Source organism: Arenibacter sp. S6351L, from assembly GCF_023016025.1.
GTDB lineage: Bacteria > Bacteroidota > Bacteroidia > Flavobacteriales > Flavobacteriaceae > Arenibacter > Arenibacter algicola_B.
This window is the reverse complement of sequence record NZ_JALKBB010000027.1, coordinates 1-18,967: the sequence shown is the minus strand read 5'-3', so window position 1 is coordinate 18,967 and position 18,967 is coordinate 1. Positions and strand designations below refer to the sequence as shown.

Sequence of the window (18,967 nt, the reverse complement as noted above, 5' to 3'; positions counted from 1 at the left end):
AAATTCGAATAATAAAAAAACTTATCTTTGAGTTTGTACAAAAACCCGCTTGATGGTTGTAAAATTACGTCTTGTTTTTTCAATATCCATATTTTTTCTTTGCTATTGCGGATTTGGGCAAGCTAATTATTGGCAAAAAACCGATTCTAGGAGCAAGAAGTCCCAAAGGCAATCGGAGAATTTGGAGATAAATCACGGCCTTACTTTTTCTTTGAAAAAAGATGTTTTTGTCAATGAACTAAAGGCGACGAAAATCCAAAAGTCTTCAAAAATAGTGAGTTTTCCAGACGAAGACGGGGACTTGATACCATTCGTTGTTCAAGAAGCTTCCGTACTTTCTCCAGAACTTTCCAAGAAATACCCCCAGATAAAGTCATATGTCGGTAGAGGTTTAAAGAATGAAAAGGACAGGGTAAGATTTAGTGTTTCCCAAAACGGCATACAAAGCATGATCGTGTACGGTGAAAGCAAAAATGCCACCTACATGCAAAAAGTATCGGATTCCGAAAATGAATATATAGTGTACAATAGGAAAGACACCTATATGATGAACACCAATTTCATTTGCGAGACAACTTCCATTATCGAAAAGGACAAAGGACCCTCCGCTTTAAAATTGGTAGATGGCCAAGTATTAAGAAAATTCAGGGTGGCCATCTCGGCTACAGGAGAGTATACCGAGTTCCACGGCGGAACCGTTCCGGATGCCCTAGCGGCCATAAATGCTACCATTACACGGGTAAATGAAATATTTGAAACCGATTTGGGAATTAGTTTAGAGATTGTTGCCAATACCGATCAGGTAATCTACACGGACAAGGACACTGATCCTTATGGAACTAATCTTAATTCTGAAGTACAAAATACCTTAACGACGGTTATTGGTGCTGATAACTACGATGTAGGCCATTTGTTTCAAAAGGACGAAAATGGAGGGAATGCCGGATTTATTGCCTCTGTTTGTATAGATTCCAGAAAAGGGAGCGCCTATTCCTCTGCCTTAATTCCTCAAGGGGACATTTTTGACCTGGATTTTGTAGCACATGAAATGGGACATCAGTTTGGCGCCAACCACACCTGGTCCTTTGAATCCGAAGGAACTCTGGTACAGGCCGAACCAGGAAGCGGTACAACAATTATGGGATATGCAGGTATTTCCGGCAATAATAATGTGGCCTTGAATGGAGATGACTATTTTCATTACTACAGCATCTTTCAGATATTGGAATATATAAAAACTACGAGTTGTGCCCAGGAAATCTCCTTACTCAACAATCCACCCGAAATAGTGCCCACCGGCAACTTTACCATTCCAAAATCTACTGCCTTTAGGCTTAAAGGGAATGCAACGGATTTGGATGAAGATGATATACTTACATACAATTGGGAACAAATAAATGACGGCATAGTAACCCATAATACCTTTGGGCCAACAAATCTCAGTGGAGCCAATTTTAGATCCCTAAAGCCAACGGTAACACCAACCAGATATTTTCCCAGGCTAAGCAGCATCGTATCGGGCAATCTTACCCAAACCAATCCCAATGTAAATACCACTTGGGAAACCGTTTCCGCTGTAGAACGTGAACTGGACTTTGCCCTAACTGTCAGGGACAATTCCCTTGGTGGAGGACAGGTTACATCGGACTTGGTCAAAGTTATGGTCATAGACAATGCAGGGCCCTTTGTGATAACGTCACAATCCACCAATGAGATTTATACGGCAGGTACTCGACAAGAAGTTGTCTGGGATGTAGCAAAAACAAATCAGGGTCCGGTAAACGCTCAAAAAGTAGACATCTATTTTTCCGCCAATGGAGGCGCTTCCTTTCCCATAAAATTAGCGGATAGCGTACCCAATGACGGACAACAGGACATATTGATCCCAGGATTTGCCACTCCTACAGGCCGAATAATGGTCAGCGCACACGACAATATCTTCTTAGCGGTAAACGCTTCCAATTTTACGATAACACCATCAGATATAGTATTGAACTTCGCCCAATTGCAGCATGAAGTTTGCCAAGGAAATGATTTAATTGTGCCCTTCAACTACCAAACATATAATGGTTTTTCCGAGGAGGCCACCTTTTCTGCCACTGGTATGCCCCCAGGATTGACGGTCGATTTTTCGCCTACCTCCACCATAGTGAACGACACTCTGGTGAATATTACCTTTTCCAATACGGATTTGGTAACTCCCGGCAATTACCCCATAAGCATAGTGGCCACTTCAGAAAATGCCACCAAGGAAGTTGTAATAGATGTGAAAATATTGGAAACTGCATTTACGGATGTGGTCCTGCAATTGCCCACCAATGGCTCTACAAGTGCACGTATAACATCACAATTGGAATGGGAATCCAATTCCTCTTATACCTCCTATGATGTTGAGATTGCCGATGACGCAGCCTTCACCAATATTATTGATTCGGCCACTGTTATTTTCAACTACTATTTAGCCACCGATCTCGCAGAGGAAACCACTTATTATTGGCACGTTAAACCCAAAAATAGCTGTGGAGAGGGAACCTTTGGCCCGGCCTTTAGCTTTACTACCTTGGAACTAAACTGTACTTTGGAATCAGCCAAAGATTTGCCCATTACCATATCAACAACCGGGGCACCCACAATAACTTCCACCATTACCCTTTTGAACGACCTGCCTGTGGCCGATATAAATGTTAATTTGGATCTGACCCATTCCTTTCTTGCCGATCTGGAAGTAACCCTTATATCCCCTGCCGGCACTCGGGTAATTCTCGTATCCAATTCCTGTGGAGGAAATCAGGATATACTGGCGACATTTGATGATAGCGCAGAAGGATTCATATGCGGAACAACTCCGGCCATACAGGGCACCGTAAGGCCCTTAGGCTCTTTGACAGCTTTTAACGGGGAATCTACCTATGGGGATTGGATATTGGAGGTCAAGGACATTGCGGCCTCGGATGGAGGATCCTTAAATGGGTTTTCTATGGATATTTGTGTAGAAGGCACCTTTAGGGCAGATGAGGATAAAGATGGTGTTTTTGATGATGGCGACGATCTATGCCTAAACACGCCCATGGGGGCTACGGTGGATTTAAACGGATGTGCCGTTTATATTTTGCCTGCGGATAATTTTGAAGTGGAAATCAACAGTGAATCCTGTAGCAATCAAAATAATGGTTCTATACGTATCGTAGCCGGCATCAATATGGACTACGACCTTACACTTATCGGTAATGGAATAAATGAGAGCAATAATTTTACCAATTTCTTATTTAAAGAAGGCCTTGCGGCCGGTACTTATGAAATATGTATTATTGGAACGGAAGATGACAAGGTATACGAACCCTATTGTTTTAAAGCCATCATTACAGAACCTCCACCTTTAACCGTTACTTCCAAGCTCACCGCCTCGGGGAACCAGGCCATATTGAACCTGGAAGGTGGTGATTTGTACAATGTTGAGTTAAATGGTATTGTTACGCAAACCAAATCTTCCAGCCTTACATTGGACCTTAAACAAGGTTCCAATCAAATTAAGGTGTCGACCAATCTGCCATGTCAAGGTGTCTTCGAAGAACAATTGTTCCTCATGGACGAACCTTTGGTGTTCCCCAACCCCTTTGAGGAGGAAGTCAATATTTTAATCAATAATGGACCGGATACCGTAAATGCCCAAATTTTTAATTATGCAGGGCAATTGATAAGCCATAAGGATTATACCCTGAATAGTAATGAAATTAGAATTAATTTTACTGGCTTGCCCTCGGGTATCTATATCCTTAAGGTAAAGGGAGAAGGTATAAATAGTAATTTTAAGGTAGTAAAAAAATAAACGGATGAAACCAATAGCCATAATTTTATGTTTTTTGGCCCTAGTGGGATGCGGAGGGAAAGACTCTCCCAAACCACCCTTGTCCGCCCAGCTGGTCTTTCCGCAAAAAAACTCGGAATGCACAACCGGCATAAACGTAACTGGAACCAACAATTCTACGGTACAATTTAGATGGCAAACATCGGACCACACGGAATCCTATGAATTAAGGGCTACCAATTTGAATACCAACACTACACAAACCATTGTGGTTAGCGGCACTTCGGCAAATTTGAATATTGAAAGGGGAGCCCCATATTCTTGGTTGGTAGTTTCCAAAAACACCAAAGTTTCGGAAACGGCACGTAGTGAAACATGGCGGTTTTTTAATGCGGGTGTAGAAACCACCCATGCACCTTTTCCCGCAGAGGTTATATCTCCCAAAACAGGAGCGAACATAGCCAGGGATATCAATAATGAGGTTCGTTTGGAATGGGAGGGCGCAGATGTGGATAATGATCTGGAAGGATACCAGGTATACTTTTCAACCGAAAGCCCACCAACTACTCTAATAAGCACACTAACGTCCGGGAAATCCGATCTAAAGGTAAGTGTTGAAGCCAACACCGTTTATTACTGGAGAATAATTACCATGGATAGGGAAGGAAACACCGCTACAAATAGCATTTCCGAGTTTAAAGTACGCTAACAGCTGTTAGGTTCCGTTGTATTCGTTCATTGTCCTATTTACACCAGAAAGCACAAATGAACGGATAAGGGCATTGACTCTTTCATATCGTTCAACCAAGGCTTCCTTTTCCTCTTGGTTCCATTCTCCCAAGACATAATCTATTTGTTTGCCTTTTCCAAAATCGGATCCAACGCCAAATCTCAATCTATTGTAATTGGTAGTAAGAAGATACTGCTGAACATCCTTCAATCCATTATGGCCTCCATCACTTCCTTTGGTCTTTAAACGGATGGTTCCGAAAGAAAGATTAATATCATCTGTGATGATAAGCACATTTTCAAGAGGGATATTCTCCTTGTCCATCCAATATTTTACAGCTTTTCCACTTCTGTTCATATAGGTAGATGGTTTAAGACATAATATACTTCTACCCTTGACCTTAAAAGTGCCCACATCTCCCAACTTTGCCGTTTCAAAGGTAAAATCTTCCTCTGTGGATAGGGAATCCAATATTTTAAAACCAATATTATGACGGGTTTCAACGTATTCCTCCCCAATATTACCCAGTCCTACAACTAAAAATTTCTTCATGGCGTCTTTTTCATCCAACCATGTCCCCTTCAATTTAAAAAAAGATTCTAAAAACTGGAACATAGCACTAATTTTGAAATTGATAAAAATACAAAAGCATCCCGCAGATACGGGATGCTTTTACACTTATTTTAGATAAAATCTATTCGTTACCGCCTTCAGCTGGTGCTTCTGCAGCAGCTTCTGCTCCTTCTTCTCCTTCTTCATCCTCTTCATCTGTCAAGACTGCATTACGTGCAGCTTTAACCTGAACAACCACAGTGTTTTCTGGGTGAAGGATAGTAAACTCATCTTTCAACAATGTAGATACGGAAATATTTCCTCCGATTTTCAATTTAGAGATATCCACATCAAAGAAATCTGGCAAATTGTCTGGCAATGCCTTAATAGCAAGCTTTCTTTTTCTGAACAATAATCTACCACCATTTCTAACCCCTGGAGAGTTACCCAACAACCTTACTGGAATGTCCATAGTAACTTCTTTATCCTTGAACAACTGATAAAAGTCTACATGTAAAATACTATCGGTTACAGGGTGAAATTGAATATCCTGCATTACCGCATCGTACTTTTTACCATCTTCCAAATCAACCACAACAGTGTGTGCGTTTGGAGTGTACACTAAATCCTTGAACGATAGTTCTTCTGCTGCAAAGTGTAATGGTTTTTCCCCTCCGTAAATAACGCAAGGAACCTTTCCAGCATTACGTAAGGCCTTTGTTGCTTTTTTGCCCACGCTTTCTCTTTCTGATCCTTTAATTGTAATTGACTTCATTGTATTTATTAAATATTAATTAAATTACTTTCTTATAATATACTTCTACATTAGAAACTTGGAACTAATTGAAGTATTGTGATGTACCCTGTGCATTACATCGGCAAACAATTCGGCACAGCTTATTACCCTTATTTTTTTGCTTTCCTTTTTTAATGGAATGGAATCGGTTACAATAAGTTCCGATAATTTTGACTTTTCAATTTTCTCATATGCATCGCCTGATAGTAGTGCATGTGTGGTAATTGCCCTTACACTTACAGCTCCCCTGGCCATCATTAAATCTGCCGCTTTGGTCAAAGTTCCGGCCGTATCGACCATGTCATCAACCAAAACTACATTTTTCCCCTCTACATCACCAATAAGTTCCATATGCGAAATTACATTGGCCTGTGCCCTTTGTTTGTAACAAATAACAACATCGCAACCAAGCGCCTTAGAATAGGCATAGGCCCTTTTGGATCCACCCATATCCGGTGAGGCTATGGTTAGGTCTTTAAGGTTAAGACTGTCCAAATAGGGTAAAAACAAAGTGGACGCAAATAAATGGTCTACCGGCTTTTCAAAAAAGCCTTGTATTTGATCGGCATGCAGGTCCATTGTAATAATGCGGGTAGCACCTGCTGCCTCCAACATTTTGGCTACCAATTTGGCAGCTATCGGAACCCTAGGCTTGTCTTTTCTATCCTGTCTGGCCCAGCCAAAATAAGGCATTACTGCAGTTATGTGCCTTGCAGACGCCCTTTTTGCAGCATCCAACATCAACAACATTTCCATTAAGTTTTCAGGACCAGGATTCGTAGAACCAATAATAAATACACGCATACCACGTATAGATTCCTCAAATGATGGCTGAAACTCTCCATCGCTGTATCTGGAAAAAATAACATTGCCTAAATTGGAACCAAAGTGTTCCGCTATTTTTTCGGATAGCTTGGTACTTTGGGTACAGGTAAAAATTTTAGGCTCCGGTACTTGATATGGCATTGTTAATGTATTGTTTATTAGTTTATTGGAACTCCTTTTCATAAGGAGGTGCAAATTTAGAAATTAATTTGGGTTGCTAAAGTATAAATGTTGTTATTTTTTTGGTGATATAAAGAAAATATTTTTTAGTTTTGCAGTCTCAAATGAATCAGAGGTTATAAAAAACAGCTGAGAAAATTGAAATTTGCTCGAGTGGCGGAACTGGTAGACGCGCTGGATTCAAAATCCAGTTCTTCGGAGTGTGGGTTCGATTCCCACCTCGAGTACTTAAAGGCCTTGACAGAAATGTTGAGGCCTTTTTTATTGCCCAGGTACAACATAGGTACAACAATTGAACTGGAATTATTTCTGGATGATTTAATGTGAATAAATTTTTTTAGAAAAAAGTGACTAATTACCAAGTTGTCCTAGTTCGAGCCCAAGTGACCACTTAATTACCTATCAGTCACAGTGAAATTATTGGAATTGTAGGCAATTCGGAATTAAGATGGGGATGCCACCTACATTACGAAATCCTAAAATTTGACAACCATTTTGACCATTAAACTTTGTTTTAGCTTTGGACTGATTTTAAAAATCCAGGGAACATTGCTTATTGATCTTTCATTTTGAAAGTTGCCTTTCCACCCTATAAAATGAACTTTTACTTATTTTAGCCTTGATACATGCAATACCAATCGCTACATCCATATGGTCGTAAAGATGCTTGGCATAATGGTATTTTTCGATAGTTTCCTGATTTGATCCAGTAGGCCTACCCAAAAGCTTATTACGTTTACGGGCATTGTTCAAGCCAACTTTTGTTCTCTCACTTATAAGATTACGCTCGAATTCGGCAACAGCCGCAAAAATTTGAAGTAAAAATTTACCGTTGGCGGAATTAGTATTGAATTCGGGTTCGCTAAGACTTTTAAAATGCACTCCAGATTCATTGAACCGGTCGATAAGTTGTACCATGTTTTTTAGGGAACGGAATACCCTATCATTTTTATAGGTCAAGATAGTATCCCCTTTTCTCATATACTTCAGCATTTCATTCAAGCCCTTTCTATCGTCCCGAGTTCCACTTGCTATATCCGAATAGATTATTTCGCATCCGTTATTTTTCAACAGATCTATTTGAGATTCCAATTTTTGTTCCGGGGTGGAAACCCTCGCATATCCTATTACCATATTTAGTGCCGTAAAAGGTTAATTAACGAAACTACTAAAAAAGACCAGAAATGGGACAATACCGTCCAAGATTTTTCCCTCCGTGAAAAGTGTCACGTAAATCGGCCCTTTTACGGAACTGTGGATTTTGACAAATAGCCATTACCCAACAAAACCACCTTCTAAAACATCTGACAATCTTTATCGCCCTGAGAAACATTATTTACTGTAAAACTACATTGCTAATAAAAAATTTGAGCATACCAAAAATAGAAGTGTTTTTCAGTGGCGTACCATTAATCCTGTTTTGTAAGCGTATGCAAGCATTATTTAATTTTTTGTAATTATCTTTAATGATATCAATCTGCTTATGAAATTTTACCAACGCAGGTTGAGTTATCTAAATGAGTATGAAAAATTGGTTGACTTTTTTGGTATTATGGTTTGTGTTGCCCTTTTACTCCCAAACTTCGGAAATTACCATTTCGGGAAGTGTGACGGATGTATGGGAAACTCCCATTCCAAATGTAAATATACTGCTCAAAGGTACCCAACGTGGAACACAAACGGATGAAGGCGGATTGTTCTCCTTAAAAGCACATGCCAATGAGGTTTTAGTATTCTCTTCCCTGGGATTTGGCAATTATGAACTTGTCGTTCCCGAAACGGGAGAGGAACTTAAAATAGTCCTATCCCCAATGGTAACCGAATTGGATGAAGTGACTTTGAATAAAAGGAGACGAAAAACACAAAAAGATATTTTGGCCGAATTTCCCGAAAACACAAATCTGGTCAAGACCTCAAGGGGCCTTTTAAACAAGGACCGTTCTTCATCGGCCTTTCAGGTTATCAGCGGTAAGGATCTGGTGGCAACAGGCCCAGATTTTTTATCCTCTTTGATAAACTTTAATCCTAGTATGAGGGTTGTTCGAGTTCCTGAAGTAAAGGTTTATTTGCGAAGGATTGCTTATTCATTATATGATTCCGTCAGAACACCTCCGAAGGCTATTTTTGATGTGGACGGGTTCATACAGGAGACGGCACCTACGTATTTATCAGCACATGATATTGACCGTGTGGCCATTCTCGAGCGTAATGCGGCGATATCCAGATATGGGCCAATGGGTGTTGGAGGGGTTATTGTAATCAATACCAAGGCCACGGCCCAAATGGATTACAATGAAGTTGACAAATGGTATGATAATTCCACTTTGAGGGACAGCCTAAATCAATTGTTTGTAGACGAGGGAGGCTATGCCCCAAAACCTCCTGATTACATGGAAGCTTTTGGCGAGACCACTACCGCTGTGGAAGCCGAGGCGCTATTTCAAAGGAACAAAGAACTTTTGTCGGAAAACCCAACCTTTTTTTTGGACTTGGCCGATTATTTTAGGGAACGTTGGAAAGATGACAATACTTCTAATATGGTTCTTAAGGAGGTTCGTCAACGTTTTCCTGATAATATTACAGTATTAAGGTCGCTGGCATACAGATATGATATTTTGGGAAGGAAGAATGAGGCTTTGGATTTGTTCCTTACTATTTTAGAGCTTGATCCCTCGGCTGCACAATCCTATTGTGATATAGCGGATGTATATGCCGAAAAAGGGAATGATAAAAAGGCCTCAGAAGTCTACGCTCGCTATCAGCAGCTTCGGAATATGGACAGTCTTCCCTTTGATAAATTTGGAGCGGACCTATTTATGACCGTAGAATCCCTTAACAACATGCAGTCCCGAAAAGAAAAGGCAAGTTGGGAAAAATTAGAGAGTGAGGCTGGGGTTGAAATTTCACGCACACGTATCGTCGCAACGTGGAGCAACCCCAACATTGATATAGGGTTTCAATTGGTAAGCCCTGAATTGTCCTACGATACCTGGGAAAATACCGGAATGCAAAATGGAGAATCGCTTAGGGGCTATGCCTGCACCCAATTTTTTCTAGACGATGACCTAAAAGGGAAGTGGCAGTTGAACCTACAGCATTATGAAAGTCCTGTCCAGGAGCCCGCCTATTTACGGGTATTAATTTTTTTCGACTTTGGACTTCCTACACAACTCAGGGTATTACGATTGTTAAAGTTGACGCCGGAATATGAAGGTATCGGCCTCCTCACCATCAACACCCTAACGGATACTGTTATCGATCAATAAGGTGCGTTTTGGAGTAGGCTAGGGGAGGAACTCTTTCTATTATAGCTTATACCATAAGATTATAATTAGGGTTTTTGGAACAGTAGATCTTCCCTCTTTATAAATTAAAGTTGTTTATTGTACTAAAGCAAAATTGTCAATTTTTAATTTTGCTTTTATCCGGTCGTTCCATTTGACCAAGTCCTCGTAGTCACTACCGTTACGGGTTTCCTTTTCTATTTTTTTCACTTCGGATGAGGCCGCCTTGTACATTTCATCATAAATCGATTTTACCTTATCAAAAGTCATATCCTCCCTTATACGGGAAGCGGCCAATTGTCTATAAACCTCATAAATATCAAAAATAATATTGAAATATACCAGCTTGTTTTTTGTTCGCTCATAACTGAATTGAGAGGAATTGATATCCAGCAAAGTTCGGCTCACTATTTTTGTAATCCCGTTTTCTCCTTTATAACTGTCCACCATATAAGAGATGTTGATATTGTCCTTGCCTTTTTGGGAGTTCTGGTCCTTTAATTGTTCAAAAGGAGAATCGAATGCTTTGCCACTTGGTAGTCCTTTGCCACGGTTGTTGCCCATTACAACGTTCCCGTCTCCTTCGGTAGGCCTGTCATGTAAATACTCCCACTTAAGCCTTCTCCCTTGTTGCCATGAAAGCACCGTGGGCCTTGTATATTTTAGGTCATCCAGGGGGATGTAATTGTTGAAATTGATTAAGAATCCATTTTTTTTCATGAAATCCATAGACTTGTTTTCGTTGATACTTTTGGGAAATTGGTAGTTGATTTCCCAAAAATCGTCGGATGCCTGCAAGGCGATCATTTTGTCATAATCGTTGTTAAAGGCGATCTTCTTGGTAAAATAGGGTTCTTCAAAAAAAGTGTCGTAATCAAAGAAATATAGAAAAGTTCTGGAATCGATGATCTCCGAAACATTTTTAGATCTGTAACCCATTTGGAAGGAAAGGTCCAGATACTGGACCATTTCAAGGTCCATAGGATTAAAAACAATGTTGAGCTTAATCTCCTTGGGGGTCAGTATAACATCTTCGTTGATGGAGGTCAATGTATTTGTTATGGGATCGTTGGCCCAAAGCTCTATTTTTTTGACGACCAACAGTTCAGTATCCACCAGCATTTTTCCATAAAACAATCTACCATTGGCCTCTTTAGGGGAAAAGGAAATGAGTGTTTCATCTCCCCTACAATTGATGCAATCATCAATTTTAACATCGTATTTTCTTTCTATGGCATTATAGGTCAAATTCCCGGGATAATCGGGCAATATTTGGTTAGAGGTCCCAAAAAATTGAAAGTCGCTTAAAATTTTGGAATTGTCCAAGCTATAGTAGGGGAATGATCTATTTTGGCCAAACCGTCCACTTTTGACCCTGAGGTCCAAAATACCTTTTTCTAAATTTTGCTCGCTGTTGTAAAAGCCTTCTACTTGCTCGATCGGAACATTTCTTGTGGAGGAATTCATGGTAAGAAAGGCCTTGCTGACCGTTGAATTTTTGCTCTTTCGGTATATGTCTATAACCCTGCCCAATAGTTTATAGGGGTACTCCTTGTCTTCGCCCGCGGTCAACACAACTTCGTCCAAAACGGAAACATCCATTTCCAAATAAAGTTTGGGTTCTTTCTCAAAATAAGATACTACCGTTTTTTTTGTTTTGAACCCTAAGTATCTTACTTCTAGAGAATCCGTAGAAAAAACGTTATCGACAGCGAACTTCCCATCCTCGTTTGTTATTGTATAATGGGTTTCTGCGCCGTAAACCCTGATCGTGCAATAGGGAAGTGGATCATTTGACACGCCGTCATAAATAAAGCCCTCTATTTTTGACTGTGCCAAACTTGTTGTGCAAGTAATCATGATCAATAGGAAAATGATTTTTTTCATACCGCTTATTTCTCCCTTAAAATTATTTTCACACTAAGTTAACCGTTTTATTTTTAAAGTGTGATTTGATCGGAGGTTTAATGCTAAGCTTTTTTCAAAAGAATATGCACAAATTATTGTTGTGATGGTTTTTCCTGAATTTGGCTTCTTCCTATTTGCTACAGTTCTCTAAATGGAACCTTTTTTGGGACTTAAAAATGTTTATCCCATTTTTAAGTTTGGTTTAAATTTTGCCCATTAAATTCCCTGGGGGAACAGTTATTTGCAGTAACCTTGATATTAGTTAAATTTTATATAATAGGGCGGAGGTTATTTCAAATTAAGCTTAGATTAGTTTCTACAAAATAAAAATAAGCTTACTAGGAACTAAATACAAATGTTCGCAACAGCCTTAAAAAATCACGCTGTCAAATTATGAAAAGCATAAAAACCTCTTTAATGTGTTTGGCCATTATAGCCTTCTGTTCAAAGGCTTTTGCTCAACAAAAGTATAATTTGGATTTTGATAATTTTGACTCTGAAAAGGAGGTAATGCCAGAAGGTTGGTTTAAATGGGGCAGTTATAAAAATTTAAATGGTGAGAATGTATCTGGAGAAAAACTAAATGATAAAAATTATGTTGGAAAAGTAGTATCAAATGAAAAGGGGAAGTTCGGTTGTATTACCTATAAAGTTCCAGCTGATTATGTTGGTGACACTATCCGACTTTCAGGGCGAATAAAGTATGAAAATGTCAAAGGATTTGTTGGGCTGTTGATGCGTATCGATGGTAGTGGTAAAAATAAATCATTGGCATTTGAAAGTATGCAAAGACTAAAAATTAAAGGAACCAATGATTGGAAAGAATATTCTATACAAATTCCCTTCCCAAATGGTGCCGAGAACATTTATGTCGGAGGCATTTTAGGTGGAAAAGGAACGGCTTGGTTTGATGATTTTAAAATTACTATGGACGGTAAAGACATTGAAACCATTAAAGAAACGTCAAAAATATATTTGAAAAATTATAATCCCGACAAACTTAATTCAGCCATCCACAAATCATCGGTCCCAATAGACTTATCAACCGACGACATTATACTCAAAAGCTTAAATCCGTTAATAGAAAAATTGTCGAATAAAAGAATAGTTTCTATTGGCGAAAGTACCCATGGAACATCTGAATTTTACCGTCTCAGAGAAATTATTTCCAAAAAACTTATTGAAGAAAATGGTTTTAACCTAGTTGTTTTAGAAAGTCCGTATGACGATATTGAACTTTTAAATAAAGAGTTGTCAGAAAGTTCATTGGATAGCTTAATGCGAAAACACTTACTCCCAATTTACCAGACTCAAGAGATGAAGTCTTTTCTTCAGTGGTATAAAGATAATCGGTTGCGATATGGGCTAAAGTTTAAAGGTTGTGATGATTCCTTTTGGACTTTTTATCAGCTATTAATTTACAACATTGGGCCTCTCAATGATAAAAAATTGGATAAACTTCTCTCGGAATTAAAATCTAATATTAGTAAAAGCACTAATGAAAATTTAAAAAATGAACAAAAAATCAGCACTTCCATTTATGATAATATTTCAGAGATAGAAAAGCACTTGAAATTAACAGATAATCTAACTGACCCCCTACAGGAGATTCTATTCAATGGAAAAAATACATACATCAACTACATAAACATTAAGAACAAAAAACGAATTCAAAGTCGTGATGAAATAATGGCCGATAGAATTTCCTATTTTGCAAAAGATAAGAGTAAAAAAATAATTGTTTGGGCGCATAATGCACATATTTCAAACGAAATTATTGTGGACAACGAGATAGGACTAATGGGCAAGGATTTAAAACAGGAATTTGGAAATGACTATCATTCTATTGGACTTGCTACTTTACAAGGGAGCTATTCATTTATAGAGGAAAAATTTATCAATGGTGACCATTCTTATAATGATAGACTTAAAAAAGTTGACCTTCTATCAATTGAAACTCCTCTTTGGGAAAACTCCCTCGCCTTAAACGGAAATGCCTATTATCTTAATTTCTCAAAATTGAAAAAAGAATTGGAAACTGATGAAATTATCGGATCAACAAGATTTATCGGATACCGTAAAGAGACCAATGAAGATATTTATCGGCTTCCTCTTGCCAAATATTTTGATTCACTGATTTTTATTAAAAACACCAATGCTACGACGCCACTTTTAGATTGAAATGGCATTTCATCACCACTAACCGTCGCAGAACTATATTGGCCAAACTCCTTATTCTGATTGTTGACTTCTAGTTTTCAAGTACAAAAGCTTTAAAATGTTGATATTTTGGATAGTTCCTTAAAAAGAACAATTTTTGGCGCTACACCAACTTTATTCATTCTCACTTTTTATGGGCCGTTTTAAAGAACTATTTTTTTACATAAAAGCTTAAATTCGAACAAAGAAAGAAATATTTGGACATTTGATATAAATATTGTACTTTTACTTGTACATTTTTTTGTACGTAAAAATATATTATTATGAAAGCTATAACAATATCGACTTTAAGAAAGAGTATGAAAAAGCAATTTGATTATGTTTCTAAATCAATGGAAGTTATAATCGTTCCAAGAACTAAAGGAGATGATGCGGTTGTAATAATGTCTATTAGCGAATATAATTCACTGAAAGAAACAGAGCATTTATTGTCTACAAATGCTAATAGAAAACGACTTGCAGAATCAATTGAACAAATTTCCAATGGAGAGTTAGTTCCTTATAATGAGGATGAAATTCAACTGGCACAATAATGAACATTGATTTCACCGCACACGCTTGGGATGACTTTACATATTGGTTAGAAAATGATGCTGATACAGCTCTTAAAATAAAGGAGTTGATAAAGGCAATTAAACAAAACCCCTTTAAAGGATTAGGAAAGCCTGAACCACTAAAACACGGACTTAAGGGGTTTTGGTCAAGGAGAATTACTGGAGAGCACAGACTTGTTTACCGTGTTTCTGGTAAAAAGGGAATTGACCAGAAATGTACAATTATTCAATGTCGATTTCATTATGACGACAAATAAAAACAGTTGGCTACTTATCTTATGAAAAGCCCCAGCCTAGTTTCTTAAACGGAACCTTTCTTGGGATTATAATATAATTTTAGAAGCTTGTTGAATTAGAAAGTAATTACCCGTTCCTCAACTGAAGATCCACGTTTGAATTTCGAACATATTTGGTTTTTAACCAGTGCTTATAGATGGAGTTCAAAATCCTGTCTCTGACCTAATATGCGGACAACAAAAATGCCCTTTTCCGTAGGTTCGTAAAAAATTGTATGGGCTTTGTAATTGTATCTTTTTAGGAGCGGTGCATATTCGGCGGCACTTCTGCCAAGATCTGGTTTATCCGCCAAAGATTGAAAACATTGAACGAATCCGGTAAGATAATCCCGTGTCTGGTTTTCCCCCCAAATCTCCAAAGTATAATCCGTTATATCATCAAGGTCATTGTCAGCCCTATAGGATAAAGCATATCTATGCATTCTGTATTCCTTGCGTTTTGTCCTTTCGACGATCAATTGCGGCTTTCATAATCTCGTCAACGGTTCTGACCTTGGGGCTTACACCGCTATCATAGCCCGCCCGTATAGCTGCTTTGGTAATTGAAAATTCCCTATTGCGTTCCTCGTCCAAACGTATAAGATGCCGCATATATTCGCTATCGTTGGCGAAACCTCCATTTTCTATTTGCAGTTTGATCCATTGCTCTTGGGCTTCTGTAATGGTCAATGATTTTCGGACTGTAGCCATAATTCTATTCTTTTAAACATATAGTATACGCAATATAGCATATTATCAGCGTATTTTTAAAAGAATTAGGTATTAATAAAGAAAATCACTCCATTTTCAACCGAGTTTAGGTGTTAAGGATAACTTTTATTACGATGCGTCTCATGCCCTATTACACCTTCTAGGAGGTATTTATATAATTGATGGTATTGGTAAAAACAATTAACTCCATTAAACGTAACTTTTAATCGACTATTTATCCAACCAAATACTCTCAAGTTTAAACGTCAATAGGAATATCCAATCCTAAACTTATTTGGACTTTCTTTAAGGATCCATACTTGCAAAATTAATATGTTTGCCCAAGCCACGGCGGAAGTCGGTCAACCCTTCCACTCCGATCCTCCCCTTGCGGACACGCTTCACCTGTCCGCAAGTAAAGTCTTTCCCTTCCAGTTTTGCCCGACCCCCTCTCGGCCACTGAAAAGCACAAGGGGAGAAAAACCCCTTGACCTTTCTTCCCCTCTCCACAAAAAACTTGGATATTTCCATGATTCCCTAATTTTTTAAACACCAAATTGGACCATATAAATTATATACGTGTACCCATATAGTCCTATATGATTCCATATGATTTATAGGGTTAAATAATTGATTATTAGATTTTTATAATCCATTTTGACTAGCTATATTTATCTTCGAAGAAGATAGCAAGTTGTATTCTAAGTTACTTAGAATTGTCTACTTCTGACGAAGTGTTTTGCTTTAAAAAGCAACGAAAATGGAACAAAATAAAAGAGGCCGGAAACGATTGCGAAACAGGAAGCGCCATCATAATGTAATGCTCCGGTTCAACGATGCGGAATATGCTAAATTGAGGCTGATCTGCGAATCGTATAATATGGATATATCCGAAAGGGGCGTTATAAGTCCACTTCTTAGAAGATTGGTTTTGAACGGTGAGACTGAAGAAAAGGATATGCTCCCTGACACTTCAAATCTTGCCTACCATATCAATCAGATCGGCAACAACATCAACCAATTGGTCAAACTGGCCCACTACAAGACTTTGAGAAGTCCGAACAGCAGTTTGGAGTACGAGATACAAAAGGTCAACGGATTGCTGTGCACACTTATCGAAATTACAATGGAAGGACGAACGGGATGATAGGAAGGATATTATATAGGGAAAGCTGCCAGGGAATGTTGAACTATGTGTTCGGCAAGGAGGGCATGCGCATACTCGGTTATGGGAACATGTACTCACAGCACATATCACAGAAATTCTTCGGGAACGTACTCCACTTTCAGGGACAGCGCAATGCCACCAATAACCGCTATGCCCATATAACCATGAATCTTCCCCATGGGGAACACCTTGATGACAGGACCTTCCATGAGGTCTCAAAGGAATACATGCAACAAATGGGCTATGGGGAACAGCCCTATGTAGTGGTAAGGCACAACGACACCGAACACGAGCATGTCCATATCATAACGACCAACGTAACCGGTTCGGGAAAGGTCCTCGGAATCTTCAACAGCTATCGAAGGAACATTGCCACCCAGCAATACCTTGAAGAAAAGTTCGGCCTATCGCCCTCGCCACGTACCAAGCAGCAAAGGGAACTTCCGCTATACCGGTTGCCCGGGCAACAGTTCGGGATGGACCCTGCACAAGGGACGAAGTTCTATTTGCAGGACGTACTGAACAGCATCCTGCAAAAACATAAGGTGCGGAGCTTTCAAGAACTGGCAAAACTGGTCAGGCCCTATCACATCGAAATAAAGCAAACTAAAAATCAATCGGGAAGGATAGGGGTCGCCTTTGGCCTGGACAATCAAAAAGGATACCGGACAAGGTTCATCAACGGCTCCATCGTACACCCAAGCTTAAGCGGTCCGAAACTGCAAAAGGTATTTGGTGCGAATTCAAAATCCAAGCTCTTGCCGATGCACCGCAAACGCCTGCTGAAACAGATAGGGACCACCTATGGACTTTTTAAGGCCATAAGGCCGCACGACCTCCCAGAAGTACTTAAGGAATATCAGGGCATCGATATAAAACTGGACATAAAAGGGGATGCCGTCAAGGGATATACCATCCATGACAAATCGGGATATGTGTTCAAGGAAAGCGAGCTGAGTCCAAAAATAGGGATGGAGAAACGTCCCAATATTTTCGGGAATAGCGACCAGCCTACAGAGATCGATACCGACAGCAAACAGTTCAAACTTGAAATCCGAAAACTGATAAAAGAAGCATTCATGACATCCTATCTGAAGTCCCCGGACCGCAACGGACTGTTCTCGGAGAACATGGTGGCCAAGAACCCAATGGATATCCTTCCGCATATAACAACATCCAAAGATTACATTTTTCTTGAACGCTACCTTCCAAGAAATCAAAAAAAATTGTTGATGGAAGCACTTAAAAAAGAGTTCCCCATAGTGAGGGACAGGCTATTCCAATTGGAGCAAAAAAAGGAAAAAGAAACCTTGGAAAGCAAGTTCCGGCTTATCGGCAGGATATTGGAAAACGGTATTTTCGATGTCGGGACGGAAAAAGGGAGTGTCCATCGACTGTTCCGGTCCTTGGGAGTAAAGTACCAGGATAACCGATTGTCCTTTTCCGGTTCCAACAAACATACGGTCCCCGTTCGATTGGGCGACCTTCCCTTGCCCAAGGCCATGGACGCGTATGTATCCACCGGTTTCGTCCGTCAAAACTATTCCGTGCTGGAAATGTTGACGGCACAGAATTCCGATACCGGCCATGAACTAACGGCATCCGCCTTTTTTCTGCCTATGGTCTTTCCGAAGCTGTACGGGACCATGGAAATCGGATATAGGCAAGAATTCGAGAAGGCCGCACTGGGCCGTTATGTAAAATATGCCGAACGGATGCACGCGCCTTATGAAAAATCCCCGAAGGACTATATGGCCCTTTTCAACGCCAAGGGATTCTATTTTGAAAAAGGGAAGGACGGATTCGAGGTCAGATCTATTTATACGGACCATAGGACAAGTTGTAAGTTGCCCAAAAGAACAGACCTTTATTTGAATTCCATTCCCGATGTCACCGCAACATTATTGGAACAGCAGACCGTTATCAACGGCCTGATCAAAGATGGCAGGAACGATCTCA

15 protein-coding genes and 1 tRNA gene are annotated in these 18,967 nt (G+C 39.4%); 9 read left to right on the top strand and 7 right to left on the bottom strand.

The genetic code is table 11. The features are described 5' to 3' along the window. Nucleotides 1-52: 52 nt before the first annotated feature. Together MWU82_RS18770 and MWU82_RS18765 are read left to right on the top strand one after the other, a co-directional pair. Nucleotides 53-3,826 carry a reprolysin-like metallopeptidase gene (locus MWU82_RS18770; RefSeq protein WP_247097550.1) on the top strand — a complete coding sequence of 1,258 codons (3,774 nt, stop codon included), beginning with the start codon at nt 53-55 and terminating at the stop codon, nt 3,824-3,826. Between the two features lie 4 nt (nt 3,827-3,830). Further along, the gene (locus MWU82_RS18765; RefSeq protein ID WP_215947888.1) at nt 3,831-4,514 is read left to right on the top strand and encodes a hypothetical protein; all 684 of its coding nucleotides are present in this window, start codon (nt 3,831-3,833) and stop codon (nt 4,512-4,514) included. Between the two features lie 6 nt (nt 4,515-4,520). Here MWU82_RS18765 and pth read toward each other — a convergent pair whose 3' ends face one another. The 3 genes from pth to MWU82_RS18750 form a co-directional block, all read right to left on the bottom strand. After that, on the bottom strand, nt 4,521-5,150 hold the full coding sequence (gene pth / locus MWU82_RS18760; protein WP_215947887.1) for an aminoacyl-tRNA hydrolase: 630 nt from the start codon (nt 5,148-5,150) through the stop codon (nt 4,521-4,523). 79 nt (nt 5,151-5,229) lie between these two features. Then, nucleotides 5,230-5,862 carry a 50S ribosomal protein L25/general stress protein Ctc gene (locus MWU82_RS18755; protein ID WP_215947886.1) on the bottom strand — a complete coding sequence of 211 codons (633 nt, stop codon included), beginning with the start codon at nt 5,860-5,862 and terminating at the stop codon, nt 5,230-5,232. Nucleotides 5,863-5,907: 45 nt separating this feature from the next. After that, entirely contained in the window at nt 5,908-6,849 is a 942-nt protein-coding gene (locus MWU82_RS18750; RefSeq protein WP_215947885.1) for a ribose-phosphate pyrophosphokinase, read from the bottom strand. Between the two features lie 186 nt (nt 6,850-7,035). On the opposite strand from MWU82_RS18750, the gene MWU82_RS18745 reads away from it, so the two are divergent. Then, a tRNA-Leu gene (locus MWU82_RS18745) sits at nt 7,036-7,115 on the top strand. 337 nt (nt 7,116-7,452) lie between these two features. Here the strand turns inward: MWU82_RS18745 and MWU82_RS18740 are convergent. After that, entirely contained in the window at nt 7,453-8,022 is a 570-nt protein-coding gene (locus MWU82_RS18740; RefSeq protein WP_247097549.1) for a recombinase family protein, read from the bottom strand. Nucleotides 8,023-8,411: 389 nt separating this feature from the next. Here MWU82_RS18740 and MWU82_RS18735 point away from each other — a divergent pair, with 389 nt between their 5' ends. Further along, nucleotides 8,412-10,154, top strand: coding sequence for a tetratricopeptide repeat protein (locus MWU82_RS18735; RefSeq protein ID WP_247097548.1), 1,743 nt, complete (start codon nt 8,412-8,414; stop codon nt 10,152-10,154). A 114-nt stretch (nt 10,155-10,268) separates the two neighbouring features. Here the strand turns inward: MWU82_RS18735 and MWU82_RS18730 are convergent, their stop codons facing one another. Further along, nucleotides 10,269-12,059 (bottom strand): carboxypeptidase-like regulatory domain-containing protein, encoded by a 1,791-nt coding sequence (locus MWU82_RS18730; protein ID WP_247097547.1) that lies wholly within the window; start codon nt 12,057-12,059, stop codon nt 10,269-10,271. Between the two features lie 414 nt (nt 12,060-12,473). Between MWU82_RS18730 and MWU82_RS18725 the strand changes: the two genes are divergently transcribed. The 3 genes from MWU82_RS18725 (at nt 12,474) to MWU82_RS18715 (ending at nt 15,111) form a co-directional block, all read left to right on the top strand. Next, nucleotides 12,474-14,261 carry an erythromycin esterase family protein gene (locus tag MWU82_RS18725; RefSeq protein ID WP_247097546.1) on the top strand — a complete coding sequence of 596 codons (1,788 nt, stop codon included), beginning with the start codon at nt 12,474-12,476 and terminating at the stop codon, nt 14,259-14,261. A 302-nt stretch (nt 14,262-14,563) separates the two neighbouring features. Further along, complete coding sequence (locus tag MWU82_RS18720; protein ID WP_247097545.1) at nt 14,564-14,833, top strand: type II toxin-antitoxin system Phd/YefM family antitoxin; 270 nt, start codon at nt 14,564-14,566, stop codon at nt 14,831-14,833. Then, nucleotides 14,833-15,111 (top strand): Txe/YoeB family addiction module toxin, encoded by a 279-nt coding sequence (locus MWU82_RS18715; RefSeq protein WP_247097544.1) that lies wholly within the window; start codon nt 14,833-14,835, stop codon nt 15,109-15,111. The genes MWU82_RS18720 and MWU82_RS18715 overlap by 1 nt, the downstream gene beginning before the upstream one ends. Nucleotides 15,112-15,281: 170 nt before the next feature. Here the strand turns inward: MWU82_RS18715 and MWU82_RS18710 are convergent, their stop codons facing one another. Both MWU82_RS18710 and MWU82_RS18705 read right to left on the bottom strand, forming a co-directional pair. Next, a complete protein-coding gene (locus tag MWU82_RS18710; RefSeq protein WP_247097543.1) occupies nt 15,282-15,572 on the bottom strand; it encodes a type II toxin-antitoxin system RelE/ParE family toxin in 291 nt (96 codons plus the stop codon). Next, nucleotides 15,565-15,840 carry a type II toxin-antitoxin system ParD family antitoxin gene (locus MWU82_RS18705; protein ID WP_247097542.1) on the bottom strand — a complete coding sequence of 92 codons (276 nt, stop codon included), beginning with the start codon at nt 15,838-15,840 and terminating at the stop codon, nt 15,565-15,567. Before MWU82_RS18705 ends, MWU82_RS18710 begins: the two co-directional genes overlap by 8 nt. Nucleotides 15,841-16,600: 760 nt before the next feature. Between MWU82_RS18705 and MWU82_RS18700 the strand changes: the two genes are divergently transcribed. Both MWU82_RS18700 and MWU82_RS18695 read left to right on the top strand, forming a co-directional pair. Beyond that, nucleotides 16,601-16,987, top strand: a complete 387-nt coding sequence (locus tag MWU82_RS18700) for a hypothetical protein (RefSeq protein WP_247097541.1) — start codon at nt 16,601-16,603, stop codon at nt 16,985-16,987. Beyond that, nucleotides 16,984-18,967, top strand: a 1,984-nt coding sequence (locus tag MWU82_RS18695) for a relaxase/mobilization nuclease domain-containing protein (RefSeq protein ID WP_247097540.1), incomplete at its 3' end; no start/stop codon positions are given. The genes MWU82_RS18700 and MWU82_RS18695, both read left to right, overlap by 4 nt.